General features: G+C 40.6%; 12 protein-coding genes. 11 read left to right on the top strand and 1 reads right to left on the bottom strand.

From position 1 onward, the window contains the following. Positions 1-28 precede the first annotated feature (28 nt). The 8 genes from IEX12_RS19615 (at position 29) to IEX12_RS19585 (ending at position 8,404) form a co-directional block, all read left to right on the top strand. Positions 29-337, top strand: coding sequence for a YhdT family protein (locus tag IEX12_RS19615; RefSeq protein ID WP_188725743.1), 309 nt, complete (start codon positions 29-31; stop codon positions 335-337). Next, entirely contained in the window at positions 334-1,803 is a 1,470-nt protein-coding gene (gene panF / locus IEX12_RS19610; RefSeq protein ID WP_188725742.1) for a sodium/pantothenate symporter, read from the top strand. The genes IEX12_RS19615 and panF overlap by 4 nt, the downstream gene beginning before the upstream one ends. Before the next feature lie 114 nt (positions 1,804-1,917). Further along, positions 1,918-3,393, top strand: coding sequence for an amidase (locus IEX12_RS19605; RefSeq protein ID WP_188725741.1), 1,476 nt, complete (start codon positions 1,918-1,920; stop codon positions 3,391-3,393). Positions 3,394-3,514: 121 nt separating this feature from the next. Then, complete coding sequence (locus IEX12_RS23570; protein ID WP_286171290.1) at positions 3,515-3,643, top strand: hypothetical protein; 129 nt, start codon at positions 3,515-3,517, stop codon at positions 3,641-3,643. After that, entirely contained in the window at positions 3,644-4,705 is a 1,062-nt protein-coding gene (locus IEX12_RS19600) for a tartrate dehydrogenase (protein WP_188725740.1), read from the top strand. Between the two features lie 12 nt (positions 4,706-4,717). Beyond that, positions 4,718-5,467 (top strand): SDR family NAD(P)-dependent oxidoreductase, encoded by a 750-nt coding sequence (locus IEX12_RS19595; protein WP_188725739.1) that lies wholly within the window; start codon positions 4,718-4,720, stop codon positions 5,465-5,467. 24 nt (positions 5,468-5,491) lie between these two features. Then, the gene (locus tag IEX12_RS19590; RefSeq protein ID WP_286171289.1) at positions 5,492-6,934 is read left to right on the top strand and encodes an aldehyde dehydrogenase family protein; all 1,443 of its coding nucleotides are present in this window, start codon (positions 5,492-5,494) and stop codon (positions 6,932-6,934) included. Between the two features lie 513 nt (positions 6,935-7,447). Beyond that, positions 7,448-8,404 (top strand): carbon-nitrogen hydrolase family protein, encoded by a 957-nt coding sequence (locus IEX12_RS19585; RefSeq protein ID WP_188725738.1) that lies wholly within the window; start codon positions 7,448-7,450, stop codon positions 8,402-8,404. A gap of 284 nt (positions 8,405-8,688) precedes the next feature. Here the strand turns inward: IEX12_RS19585 and IEX12_RS19580 are convergent, their stop codons facing one another. Next, complete coding sequence (locus IEX12_RS19580) at positions 8,689-9,360, bottom strand: Crp/Fnr family transcriptional regulator (protein WP_188725737.1); 672 nt, start codon at positions 9,358-9,360, stop codon at positions 8,689-8,691. Positions 9,361-9,405: 45 nt separating this feature from the next. Between IEX12_RS19580 and IEX12_RS19575 the strand changes: the two genes are divergently transcribed. The 3 genes from IEX12_RS19575 to IEX12_RS19565 are packed head-to-tail and all read left to right on the top strand — an operon-like array spanning position 9,406 to position 13,208. Next, the gene (locus tag IEX12_RS19575) at positions 9,406-10,536 is read left to right on the top strand and encodes an aminotransferase class V-fold PLP-dependent enzyme (RefSeq protein ID WP_188725736.1); all 1,131 of its coding nucleotides are present in this window, start codon (positions 9,406-9,408) and stop codon (positions 10,534-10,536) included. Between the two features lie 21 nt (positions 10,537-10,557). Continuing rightward, positions 10,558-12,024, top strand: coding sequence for a Na+/H+ antiporter NhaC family protein (locus tag IEX12_RS19570; protein WP_188725735.1), 1,467 nt, complete (start codon positions 10,558-10,560; stop codon positions 12,022-12,024). 11 nt (positions 12,025-12,035) lie between these two features. After that, positions 12,036-13,208 (top strand): aminotransferase class V-fold PLP-dependent enzyme, encoded by a 1,173-nt coding sequence (locus IEX12_RS19565; protein ID WP_188725734.1) that lies wholly within the window; start codon positions 12,036-12,038, stop codon positions 13,206-13,208. Positions 13,209-13,596: the final 388 nt, after the last annotated feature.

The raw sequence follows: 13,596 nt of genomic DNA, 5'->3' as shown, positions 1-13,596 counted from the left end.
ACATGATTTTAAGAGAGGAGTATTGATTTTGGAAAATAAAAAAGGAAAGCAGGAACGCCGTTTTGCAATAGCTAACCGGGAAGCCTTGATCGGCTGTGCACTGGCTGTCATTAATTTTGTATGGTGGTACGGTTTTGCCTATGGACTGGGTTCAAAGCCGCCTGAAGAATATACCTATATACTAGGGTTTCCTGCGTGGATTTTTTTCAGTGTGATTTTGGGAACACTTTTCATGTTCGGGCTTGTTTTTCTGGCGGTTAATTTTTTGCTAACAGATATATCGCTGGAGGACGAAGATGAGAGTGAAGAAGCGGAAGATGAGGTGATGAACGTATGAATTGGGCTGTAATTATACCATTATTAATATTTTTAATTGTTATATTCCTTGTCGGGATATGGTCTAACCGAAAATTAGCCAAGGCTGAAGGTTTCCTGAGTGATTACTTTCTTGGGAGCCGTGAGTTTGGGGGACTGGTACTGGCAATGACCATGGTAGCAACCTATGGTAGTGCATCCAGTTTTTTGGGTGGGCCGGGTGCAGCTTATACCATAGGATTTGGCTGGGTTTTACTTGCCATGTCCCAAGTAGCAACAGGATATTTTGTATTGCTTATATTGGGGAAGAAATTCGCTATTGTATCAAGACGGTATAACGCTGTGACCCTGGTCGACTTCTTGAAAGAAAGATATAAAAGTACAACAGTTGTACTTTTATCCGCTTTCAGCATTATCGTTTTCCTTTTCTCTGCAATGGCAGCACAGTGGGTAGGTGGGGCATATCTGATTCAGTCCTTGACGGGGATTAATTATGTAGCTGCTTTGTTTATTTTTACATTATCTGTCCTAGTATATGTCACCATCGGCGGTTTTCGTGCTGTTGTCATAACAGACACTGTCCAGGGAATTGTGATGTTCTTTGGTACTTTATTATTGCTCATTGCTGTAATCGTTGCTGGGGGCGGGATATCCAATATTTTTTCCGATTTGGTATCAATCAATCCCAATATGATTACACCTTTTGGACATGATGGTTCATTGTCGGCTGCCTATGTATCCTCTTACTGGATCCTTGTCGGTGTTGGTGTTGTCGCGGTACCACAGGTGGCGGTCAGGGCAATGTCCTATAAAGATTCCAAATCCATGCACAGAGCGATCATGATTGGAACAGTTGTAGTAGGTACCATCATGTTTGGGATGCATTTGATCGGTGTGTTTGCAAGACCGATTCTGCCAGGGATTGAAGTGGCAGACCAGGTAATTCCGCTTGTCGCTTTAGAGGTATTGCCTCCATGGGCTGCTGGTTTGCTGCTTGCTGCACCTTTAGCAGCAATCATGTCAACAGTAGATTCGCTGCTATTATTGGTTAGTTCGACGGTCGTCAAGGACTTGTATATAAATTATGTCAAACCGAAGGCAACAGAGAATCAGGTAAAACAGGTCAGTATGGGTGTGACTGCACTAATCGGTATTGTTGCTTTTCTATTAGCTATCAGCCCACCTGATTTAATGATCTTTTTAAACTTATTTGCATTTGGCGGGTTGGAAGCTGCATTTATGTGGCCTCTTATCCTAGGTTTGTACTGGAAGCATGCCAATAAAACTGGAGCGATTGCGTCTATGATCACAGGGATTGGTTCTTACATTGCCATCCATTTCTATAATCAAGCTTATGGGGATTTGTTCGGCGTGCATACCGTCACAGTTCCAGTATTCCTCTCGTTGATTGTATGTATCGTCTTCAGTTTGGCATTTAAGCAGAAAGCCTATGAATTTCCGGTACAAAACATTAAAAAGGAAGCATAAAGAGATATTATTTCTGGTAGCAACTAGAATCTATCATTAAATATAATAGTTTTGCAGAAAACTAGATTTGAAGTAAATAAACAATCTGAACAAATGTTAAAGGAGTGACGCTTGGTGAAATTAGTGATGAATTGGGATGAATGGTCTAATCTTGATGCCATGGGTCTTGCTGAATTGATACGAAATGGAGAGATTACTCCAGGGGAAGCGGCGCAGCAGGCAGCCAGCGGTGTCGAAGCCTTAAACCCTGAGATCAGTGCAGTTATTGAAGTCTTTGATGATGTGGTCCATGATCCCGTGAAGGATGGAATGGATCCTGAGGGCGTCTTTGCGGGGGTCCCATTTATGATGAAAGATTTAGGACCTACTCTCAAAGGTCGCCTGCAAGAAATGGGTTCTCTTCTAATGGAGGGGAACCGCAATGCAGCGGATAGTTACCTGACTAAACAAATCCGTAAAGCTGGTCTCAACATCATGGGGAGGACGACAACGCCAGAGTTTGGACTGTGCAGTTCTGCAGAGAATGCAGACGTCTATATTACACGAAATCCATGGAATCTAGACTATACGACGTGCGGCTCCTCTGCTGGAACGGCAGCTTCGGTGGCAGCCGGAATCATTCCAATCTCACATGCAACAGATGGCGGCGGTTCGATCCGGATTCCTGCAGGAGTAAACGGCAATATCGGACTGAAACCATCCCGAGGCGTTTTTTCCCAAGCTCCTGACAGCTCGGATCTGATGAATGTAGTTTCTGCTCAAGGGTGCCACACTCGGACTATACGTGATACTGCAGCCTTTGTGGACCGTTGCAGAGGCGGATCTCCTGGGGAGTTCATGCCCTATTGGATGCCGTCAGAACCATACACTGAGCTGATCCGGCGTGATCCAAAAAAGCTTCGTATCGCCGTTTCGCATGAGTGGGGGGATTATCGGGCAACACCGCATATTGTGGCTGAATTAGAAAGGGCGGCTCATTTCCTAGAGGGACTGGGCCATCACGTCGAGTGGCTTGTGCCCGATGTTAACCTTCATGCCGCCTACGAAGCACAGACTACGGCATATATCATGAAATTTGCACAAACGATTTCGAATATATTGGAGCAAAAGGGCCTGGAACGTCCGCCTGCCCATCTAATTGAACCGATGTGCATCCGGGTCTGGGAAGAAGGGCGCTTTGCCACCTATTCAGAACGAGCCAGGATGCAGGCAGTGTTCAATGAAACTTCCCGCAAGTTGGGTATCTTCTTTGAAGACTGGGATATCATTCTGACACCGACAATGGCCTTACCTACGCCATTGCTTGGAACGGAAGAGTATCTGACGATTAGTGATAACCACTCCGTCTACAACTGGTTCGAAAATCTCTGGGGCATATTCGCGTATACCTCGATTGCCAATCTCTGCGGTCTTCCTGGCATTTCACTGCCAATGGCTGAGATGGAGAATGGGATGCCGTTTGGAATTCACGCACTCTCACGGCAAGGAGACGATGGATTGCTTCTTCAGCTGGGTGCCCAAATCGAGCGTGCACTGGGTGGGAATTGGAATCATGGGAGGAAACCTGCAGTGCATGTTTCAGAAATTTAATTCCAGTTGCTGGATAGGGCAGTGAAGATCTGTATTGTTAAAGCATACAAGTAAGGAAAGCATTGGGATCTGAGGGGCAGTATAGGGTTTTTTCCATTCCTTTCCCTGGGGCAGTTCTGGATTGGGAATTGGAACCTTGTCGATGGAATGGTCAGAATGGGAAATAGCTGAAGCATTGATAACAATTATAGCAGCGGCTGCCCACGAAGGTTCAGACATAGCATGGAAGGACATAAAAAGGATGATTTGAATGAGAGTATATAAGATCGCGATTTTACCAGGAGACGGGATCGGCCCAGAGGTGACAAGGGAAGCAGTGAACGTATTGCAGGTACTTTCTGAAATTGATTCGACATTTCAATATGAAGCCACAGAGTTTAACTGGAATAGTGAATTCTATCTGAAACATGGGCGGATGATGCCTGAAGATGGACTGGATATGCTAATGGATTTTGATGCCATTTTATTCGGAGCTATCGGAGACCATCGGGTGCCAGATCCAGTCACCATATGGGAATTAATTTTGCCGATCCGAAAAAATTTTAAGCAATACGTCAACTTTCGGCCGATAAAGCTTTTAAAAGGGCTGGAAAGTCCATTGAAACAAAATGACCCAATTGATTTTGTCATTATCCGCGAGAATAGTGAGGGAGAATATACAAATTCAGGCGGTACCATGTTTCATGCTGAAGCACGGGAAATGGCAGTGCAAAACACAGTGATGACGAGACAAGGTGTCACACAAATTTCCGAATTTGCATATCAATATGCCCGGGAACACGGGCTGACTAAAGTAACTAATGCAACAAAGTCAAATGCCGTCATCCATGCAATGACATTTTGGGATCGGATTGTGGAGGAAGTTGCTGATAAAAATACGGATATTAAATATGAAAAATACTATATTGATGCCTTGTCTGCATATTTTGTGCAGCGGCCGGAATCCTTCGAGGTCGTATTGGCATCGAATTTATTCGGCGATATTCTATCAGATTTGGGTTCAGCTATCGTTGGCGGGCTGGGGATTGCTCCATCTGGAAATATAAACCCGAGTGGTGAATTTCCTTCGATGTTTGAAGCGGTGCACGGTTCTGCTCCCGATATTGCTGGAAAAGGCATTGCCAATCCCATGGCGCAAATCTGGTCTGCAGCGCTTATGCTGGAGCATTTGGGAAGAAAAGACCTGCACGATGCTGTTTTAGCTGCCATCGAAGAAGTATTGGAAGAGAAGAAAGTATTAACTCCGGATATTGGCGGAACAGCATCAACTAAAGAGGTCGGCAAGGCGATTGCCAGGAAACTAAGAAAATAATGGAGTGATTGAATGACACTGCAAGGTAAAACAGTGATTGTTACAGGGGCCGGCGGAGGAATGGGAAAAGCTGCTGTCGCATTATTGCTAGAAGAAGGAGCAAACGTGGTTGGCTGTGATTTAAATACAGATTTGCTTGATGAATTTAAAGGCAGAACTGATTTTGTGGAATATAATGGTAATTTACTGGAAGAAGAGACAGTACATCAGGTATTTAAGGAGACGTTTGAGCGTTTTGGGTCCATTGATGGATTGGCCAATATTCTTGGGATTGCACAAAGTGCCGCATCCATTGAAGATTGCAGTCTGAATGACTATCGGAAAATCATGGATGTGAATATGACAAGTATATTTTTAACATGCCGGGAAGCTGCTAAATATATGAAAAAACAGCAGCAGGGAAAAATCGTGAATGTTGGTTCCGTATCCACCACGAGACCCAGGCCGGGGCTGCAATGCTATGTAGCTTCCAAAGGGGCAGTGGAGTCATTTTCAAAAGCTCTTGCCCTGGAACTCGCTGCATACCATATTAATGTGAATATTCTTCATCCCGGACCTTCTGATACCAATATGCTAGGGCAATTTTCAGCAGACAGTGTTAATGTGGATGATACTAAAAAAGAAGTTTTTGAAAAAAGTGTACCACTGGGCAGATTACTGAAACCAATGGATATTGCACAATCGGTTAAATTCTTGTTATCAGATGAGACAAATATGGTTACGGGAGCCGTTTTACATGTAGATGGCGGAAGAAATATATAATTTTAGACTAAGGAGAGAGGGTTAGTGAAGGCACTCCAGATGTACATTGACGGGAAATGGACAAAGAGTTCCAATGCCCGCACAATCGATGTTAAGAATCCGTCCAGCGGAGAGACGATTGCAACGATTCCCCGAGGGACAGAGGAAGATGTGAATAGAGCAGTGCTGGCTGCAAAAGCAGCGTTTCATGGGGAAGATTGGCGAAAGGTAAAAGCGTTTGAACGAGGAGAAATGTTATTTGCTATTGCAGACAAAATAAAATTACACAGAGACGAATTGGCTGAATTGGAATCCACAGATGTAGGAAAACCGCTTTCCCAGGCATATTCGGATGTGGATGCAGCAATTCGGTATTTTCGGTTTTATGGTGGTGCAGCGGATAAAGTCATGGGTGATACGATCCCAATTGAAGATGGATTGCTGAATTATGTCGTGCGTGAACCAGTTGGCGTAACTGCACATATCATCCCATGGAATTATCCCCTGCAAATTATTTCTCGCAGTGTTGCCGCAGCAATTGCCACTGGAAATACAGTTGTGGTGAAAAGTGCTGAAGATACACCACTGACAGCAACGCGGTTAACAGAATTTTTTGAGAAGCTAGATTTGCCAGCAGGTGTGTTTAATCATGTAACTGGTATCGGTCATGAAGCAGGTGCAGCTTTAGCTGGGCATCCGTTAATTAATCATGTAACATTTACCGGATCGGTTGGCACGGGGATTGCAGTTGGACAGGCTGCAATGGCTAATGTAGTTCCGTCCACTTTAGAACTAGGCGGAAAGTCTCCAAATATTGTATTTGCAGATAGTGATATAGAGAAAACCGTGGAAGGTGTCGTTCGGTCAATTATTCAAAATGCGGGGCAAACCTGTTCTGCAGGAGCAAGATTATTGGTGGAGGAGTCGTTTAAACAAGAATTTTTGGAAAAAGTCATCGAGCGGTTCAGCAAGCTGACGGTTGGAGCGGGGATGCAGGATAAAGACTTGGGGCCGATTTTAAATGAGAAACAATACCAGCATGTTATGGGAATGATTGAACTGGCGAATGAGGAAGGGAACGTACTTACTGGTGGAAAGCCTGTAACGGTAGGAGGGTATGAAGGTGGATTTTATGTGCAGCCGACAATTATTGATGGAGTCAGCTGGAACAGCAGGCTTGCACAGGAAGAAATTTTTGGACCAGTGCTAAATGTCTTTTCATTTAAAGATACAGGAGAAGCATTGGAATTAGCAAATAGTACGGACTACGGCCTGGTGACTGGAATTTGGACAAAGGATTTAAATACAGCCCACTATCTGGCTAGTAGAATTGATTCCGGACAGGTATTTATCAATAATTATGGAGCTGGAGGCGGGGTGCAAATGCCGTTTGGTGGTTATAAGAAAAGTGGATTCGGTAGAGAGAAGGGGTGGGCTGCACTTTATAATTATACGGTGTTGAAGAATGTGGCAATTAAATACAATTGAAATACAAACAGTCTTCAAATGCACCTAAATTCAAGCTAACTACTCTTCCCCATTTTGTGAAGAAATTGGTAACACTTGCCGATTTCTTTATTTTTATATTCAGCAAGAAACTTGTTAGTTAATCTAGTTATCGTCGAAAAGATCCAACTCCTCTACAAGAATGAACAAAATAAACAGTAGTAATCAGGTGATTAAATGGATAATAATTTTTTCAAAAAGGAAGTTTTAGATAAATTTAGGGTACCTGTTGTAATAGTTGATGTAGATGATAACAGCTGGAAAATAAATGATCTGGCAAAATTAATGTTTATTAAAAGCAATGTCAATTTTACCGATCTATTATAATCGTAGCTAGTATCGTTTTCTTTGGAGGTAGTGAAGGAAAGTACTGCAATTCAAAATGAGTTTCATGATACTTTAACAGAAAAATGGAAACAGGGAATCAGATGATTGTGTAGAAAATGTTAATTGATAGTTGAGGTTGTGAGATTATGAAGAAAGGGTTGAGGTTACTTGGATAAGGTGGATAAATTCAAAGTAGCGGTAATTCAAGCTGGCGCCGAGGTTATGGACAAGGAAAAGGGGATCAAAAAGGTAACCAGATTAATAGAAGAAGCTGGGGAAAATAATGCAAAAATTATTGTTTTCCCTGAGGCATTTATACCAGCATACCCGCGGGGGATGTCGTTTGGGACGGTAGTGGGAAGTAGATCAGAAGAAGGAAGAAAAGATTTTTATAATTATTGGAACAACTCGATCACAGTGCCAGGAACAGAGACTGAACAAATCAGTAAGGCTGTAAAAAAGATAGGGGCTTATGTCCTGATTGGGGTTATTGAAAAAGATGATGATTACAGCCAAGGTACTCTTTATTGTACAGCATTATTCTTTGGACCAGATGGAAAATTACTAGGTAAGCATAGAAAGTTAAAGCCAACCGGTTCAGAAAGGCTAATCTGGGGAGAGGGTGATGGAAGTACTTTACCTGTTTTTGATACACCATACGGCAAAATTGGCTCGCTAATTTGCTGGGAAAACTATATGCCGCTTGCCAGAGCTGCTATGTATGCGAAAGGAGTTCAAATCTATATTGCACCAACAGCGGATGCCCGGGATACTTGGTTTGCGTCCATGCAGCATATAGCCACGGAAGGTAGATGTTTTGTTCTATCGTGTAATCAGTACACTACTAAGGAGATGTTTCCTGAGGAAATAGCCTCTCGGGAAGAATTTCAAAAGTTACCTAATGAATTAGCTAGAGGTGGCAGCTGTATAGTTGATCCTTTGGGTGAATATATAGCCGAACCTGTATTTGGTGAGGAAAAGATAATTTATGGTGATATCGATTTAGGCAAGATTGCCGAGGCACAATTTGACTTTGATGTTGTAGGGCATTATTCGAGGCCTGATATTTTCCAGTTGGTTGTAAACGAAAAAAAACAGGAGAATGTGATTTGGGATAAGGATTGAAAAGTAATTTAGCTATGAGTTCGTAACATATATTTTTAGGCTGTTTGTTCTAGTTAACGATTAGAACAAACAGCCTTTACTTTTTACAGGGAACATCAAAATGTATCTAAATGTCAATTTTTTTGTATCGTAATGAGAACTTTTTGCGATCAATCCTAATCAATGAGAGCCTCTTGTAAAAGAGGGGGAATAATTTTCGACGACTTATAGGTAATTAATAAAATATTTAATTAATTTTGTAAAGTATTTTACAGAGTTATTTAAATGGATTGTAGATAATAAGGTTAACGGTATTCAAATAGCTTATTTAATTCAGGGATGTGATAATATTTATTTTTTTTTACAATGACTTTTTGCCGTATCATGTCATTAATTGTATTGGCTACGGTTACTCGACTAGTACCAATTAGGTTGGCTAATTCCTGATGGGTAAAATGGATTGATATTGTAATTCCATTATCTTGCTCTTCACCATACGTACTGGCTAGGTGGTAGAGGGCATCACAAATACGCGCTGTAGAGTTTCCATAAGTCAGTTGGAGGTGATACATATTAGCCAGTCGAAGCTTCAAGTTAAGTAGGTCAATATATTGCCTCATAAGTTTTGATTGACTGTAGAGGATGGCTTCGAATTCTGAAAAGGAAATCCTTGCCACTTTAACATTGGAAGCTGTTATTGCATTTTTTAAATATGTTTTATCTAAATTAACACAGTTTTCTCCAATCAAGCAGTTTTTACCGGCGATAAAGGTAGCCTTTTCCCGACCATCATGTGATGTCATATAAAGTCTAACCCGACCAGAAAGTATGATGTAAACCGTACCGGCATATTCGCCTTGGTAGTATATATGTGCATTGAATGGAAAATGTTTAATGGTAGATTTTTCGATAATAGGCTTCCAATCGTAATCTAAATTGTCTAGCCACGGAGATAGTGTGTTTAACAGATTTTCCATTTTAATAACCCCCAGCCTCTCATAATTAAGAAAGGAATGAAATAAATGATAAAAACTTTTAAAACGCCAAGAGAAAAATTTCCGATTCTAAATAACAAGATTCAATTGTCTAGCTGTTCGCAAAGTGCCCTTCATGTTGAGGTTAAAAACGCAATTAATCGCTATGTTCACTCATGGGAAGAAGAAGGAATGGATTGGGAAGGCTGGATGACAGCCTGTGAAAACGCACGTTCTATATTTGCTAAGATGATTAATGCAAGCCCAAGTGAGGTAGCGATTGTATCTAGTGTATCACACGGTGTGTCAAGTATTGCAACAAGTTTATCCAATAAAGCTAGGAAAAAAGTATTAATTACCGACTTTGATTTCCCAACAATAGGGCATGTATGGCTGTCCCATAGCGATCAATATGACATTGAATTTATTGGTGGAAATGAAAACGGTATTATTGGGGTGGAAGATTATTTAAATTCTATTGATGAAGAAACATTGATTGTTGGCACTTCTCATGTTTCGTATTACAACGGCTATAAACAGGATCTTAAAGAAATCGCTAAGGTGGTTCATGGGAAGGGTTCATATTTATTTGTAGATGCATATCAATCATTTGGGCAGTCTATTATTGACGTGAATGAAATAGGGATAGATATGCTTAGTACCGGGCTCCAAAAATATGCGCTTGGTACTCCCGGACTCGCTTTCCTGTACGTCAAACAGGATCTTGCTAAAAGTCTAGTTCCCAAGATCACAGGCTGGTTTGGCCAAAGCAATCCGTTCGGTTTTGACATCAAAAATGTTAATTATGGTGAACATGCAAAACGCTTTGATACAGGTACTTTTCCTATGATTAACGGTTTCGCAGCGGAAGCAGCTTTAAATATTTTAAATCAATATCAAATGAGTGACATTGAAAAATACTTACAACATTTATCTCGCGTTGCAATTGATGAAGCCGAAGAAAGAGGGCTTCTGATTAAAAGTCCGACAGATGTTGAAAAGAAAGGATCGAACACAGCCATTTATGTGAACAATGCTTCGGAAGTCGAGCATCGTCTTAGGGAAAAAAATATTTTGGTATCGGCTAGAAATGACGTCATTCGAATAGCGCCACATTTTTACAATGAGGAAGAGGATATTAAAAAAGCGGTAAGGGAACTTGCTAGATTCATAAATTAAGATAGTGGGGGGAATGGATTTATGACAAATCAAAAACCAGCTAATAATAAGCTTGAGTTTTATGGTGGAGTTCCTATTTTATTAGTACCATTTACAGTGATGTTTATCGGGATTCTGTGGCTAGGATTTACGGGGGCTGCCTTACCTGAAGCCTTTTGGCCAATGGCATTATTAGCTTTACTAGTAGGGTTATTATTGGCTAAGAATAAAAAAACGTATATCGACGCTCTAATACATGGTATAACATCTCGTATGCTTGCAATAATGTTACTTGCATGGTTTCTGGCTGGTATTATGGCACAACTCTTGAGGTCAACTGATTTGGTAGAAGGGTTGGTATGGGGGTTTTTGCAAACAGGTTTTTCCATTGCCTGGTTTCCTCTACTTGCCTTCTTAGTTGCGGCACTAATGTCAATGTCGACAGGTACTTCAGTTGGGACTTTGATTGCAGCCAGTCCCATTTTATTTCCGGTTGGTTATACATTAGGTGGAGATCCTTTGCTAATTATTGGTGCAATAATAGGGGGATCATATGTGGGGGATAACCTTGCCCCAATATCGGACACGACAATTGTATCGGCATATTCACAAGGTACGGAGGTAAACAAAGTGGTAAGAAGCCGTTTCAAGTATGCCGTTGCGGCAGGTACCATTACAATTGTGTTATATATTATTTTTGCGTTACTTCAATCTGGTAGTTCGACTGTTGAACCACCGGGAGATATTAATCCATTGGGACTTATCATGCTCCTTGTACCTGCATTACTTTTATTCTTGATGATAAAAGGTAGAGATCTCGTAGAGGGATTACTTTATTCTAATGCATTTGGAATAATTTTGGGACTGGCAGCGAATCTAATTGGATTTAATGATATATTGGTAATCAATCGTGTAGAGTTTACTGCAGGCGGAATTATTTTGGATGGTGTTTATGGAATGGTAGGCGTAGCTGTATTTACTATATTTTTAATGGGACTAATTGGAACCCTTCAGCTAGGTGGATTCTTGAATTGGTTGATTGAAAAGGCAGAACTAGTCGCCACAACACCAAAACGTGCTGAGATTGTAATTGTAATTTCAACCTTAATGCTTAATGCTTTGACAACAGCTGGAACTCCATCAATGGTTATGCTTGGTGATTTTGTACGAAGGCTAGGTCACAAGTTTAGGATACAATCATGGAGGCGTGGCAACTTGATGGACGTGTGTTCAACCTCAATTATTGGATTTCTGCCATATAGTGTTGGGTTATTGATTCCATTTGCATTTGTTGGAGGAATGGTTGATACATCCATATATCCAAATTTTAATCCAGTTGGGGTTGCACCATATGTGTTTTACTGCATTGCCATGGTAATTGTAATTGTTTTTGCGGCATTTAGTAGCTGGGGGCTTGAAACAATGAATGATGAGGAATATTTGGCAGAAAATAAAGAGATTTATGGTGACGAAAGAGAAACACACTCGTTGTCACAAAAAGTGAACTGAGGATGAGCAGAATGTACTACTATTTTAATTATCCATCATTGGGTCTGCCGGATAAAATATCTATGCAAGAAATGACAGCGTTCGCAGAAAAGATTCGATCCAATATTATAGAAAGCAGCGAAGATTATACATTAAAAATGGTTTCTTTAGTTGAGGAAACAAGGGAACAAATTGCAAGTATGTATGGAGTCTCCACCAAAAATATTGCCTTTATATCTAATACCACTGAAGGATTAGGTATTCTTGCATCTTCCTTGAGCAAGCAAAATGTAAGCTTGGATGTTGTGGTTCCAGATATTGAGTTTATGTCTAGTGCTTTGGTGTGGCATGGTAATTCTAACTCCCTTAATTATATAGAAACAAGAGACGGAAGGGTTTTAACTGAAAAGGTAAAAGAGACGCTTGATGGCCATGCCAATATTTTGTGTATGAGCTCGGTTCAGGAGGTAAGTGGATTTCGTTTTTCCTTTAAGGAATTGTTACACGGTCGTAAAAAAAGGAAAAATGAATTCTGGATTATTGATGGTATCCAGGAGGCAGGAGTATTTAGAAGAGATATAGAAGAGGAACAAATAGATGCCTATATCGTAGGTGGCCATAAATGGCTGAATAGCCCTTTTGGCTCGGGCTTCATGTATATTAACGATAGGCTGTTAGAACTAATTCGACCGATGTTTTATGGATACCTTAATCTAATGGAACCGGAAAATGGCTGGGTTAATTATCTTGAATCACGGAATCGGCAGCTTGAGGACCTGTATGATATCCCCAGAGGGAACGGTGCAAGAATCCTTGAATCAGGTGGAATGATCAATGTAGTAGGTGCATTAATGCTCGGGAAAAACTTAGAGAACTGGAAAAAATATGGAGTTAAAGATGCAGAACAACATGTATTGGGTTTACAACGTTTGTTTAAAAGTAAAGTTAATTTAGATCAAGATTTGAAGACTTTGATAGAGCAAGAAGAATATTGGTCATCCATTATGTTGTTAACAAGTAAAAAAGGTGTAAGTAATGAGAAAAAGCTTATAGATCAACTCTCAAGAAGAGGAATTAAAACAAGTTTACGATCGGTGAAGGGGATTGGGGGAATTCGTATCGGCCTTCATTATTCGACCACAAGAAGGGAAGTAGAATTTTTAGCAGAATCGATTAATGATATTCAAAAAAAATTAGGTTGTTAATTTGACGTTTTCACCGTATAGGAACCTAAAAATATGGAGAAGTTCTTAACGGGATAGATTGTTTTGAAAAGCTTGAAAAAAGAAGAACCATCCAACCGTGTAAAGATGGAAATAAATCAAACATTTTATAGCAGCCACTACTTGAATGAGAAGTTTTACAAGAGGTGGTTGTTATAAGCCTAAATTAAATATGACAATGAACACATTTTCATATTCTGAGAAAGTTTGGATAATAAATAGGAAATTAATGATTTGAGATTGAATGGACACGTCCAAACTCATAAGCCCCTAACTATGTGTAAAATATTTCTCGAGGGTATTTGAGCTATATTCTAGCAAAAAAAGAAAAGGCACTCTATCATAAAATGTATGCTTTGACCAGGCAAAT

This window comes from Lentibacillus populi, assembly GCA_014642895.1.
GTDB classification, from domain to species: domain Bacteria; phylum Bacillota; class Bacilli; order Bacillales; family Amphibacillaceae; genus Lentibacillus_C; species Lentibacillus_C populi.
This window is presented reverse-complemented; position numbering and strand designations above follow the sequence as displayed.

Excerpts from the sequence above, each read along its gene's own strand:
- panF (WP_188725742.1), top strand. The coding sequence starts at position 334 with ATGAATTGGGCTGTAATTATACCATTATTAATATTTTTAATTGTTATA.
- IEX12_RS19570 (WP_188725735.1), top strand. The coding sequence starts at position 10,558 with ATGACAAATCAAAAACCAGCTAATAATAAGCTTGAGTTTTATGGTGGA.
- IEX12_RS19575 (WP_188725736.1), top strand. The coding sequence starts at position 9,406 with ATGATAAAAACTTTTAAAACGCCAAGAGAAAAATTTCCGATTCTAAAT.
- IEX12_RS19600 (WP_188725740.1), top strand. The coding sequence starts at position 3,644 with ATGAGAGTATATAAGATCGCGATTTTACCAGGAGACGGGATCGGCCCA.
- IEX12_RS19565 (WP_188725734.1), top strand. The coding sequence starts at position 12,036 with ATGTACTACTATTTTAATTATCCATCATTGGGTCTGCCGGATAAAATA.
- IEX12_RS19580 (WP_188725737.1), bottom strand. The coding sequence starts at position 9,360 with ATGGAAAATCTGTTAAACACACTATCTCCGTGGCTAGACAATTTAGAT.
- IEX12_RS19595 (WP_188725739.1), top strand. The coding sequence starts at position 4,718 with ATGACACTGCAAGGTAAAACAGTGATTGTTACAGGGGCCGGCGGAGGA.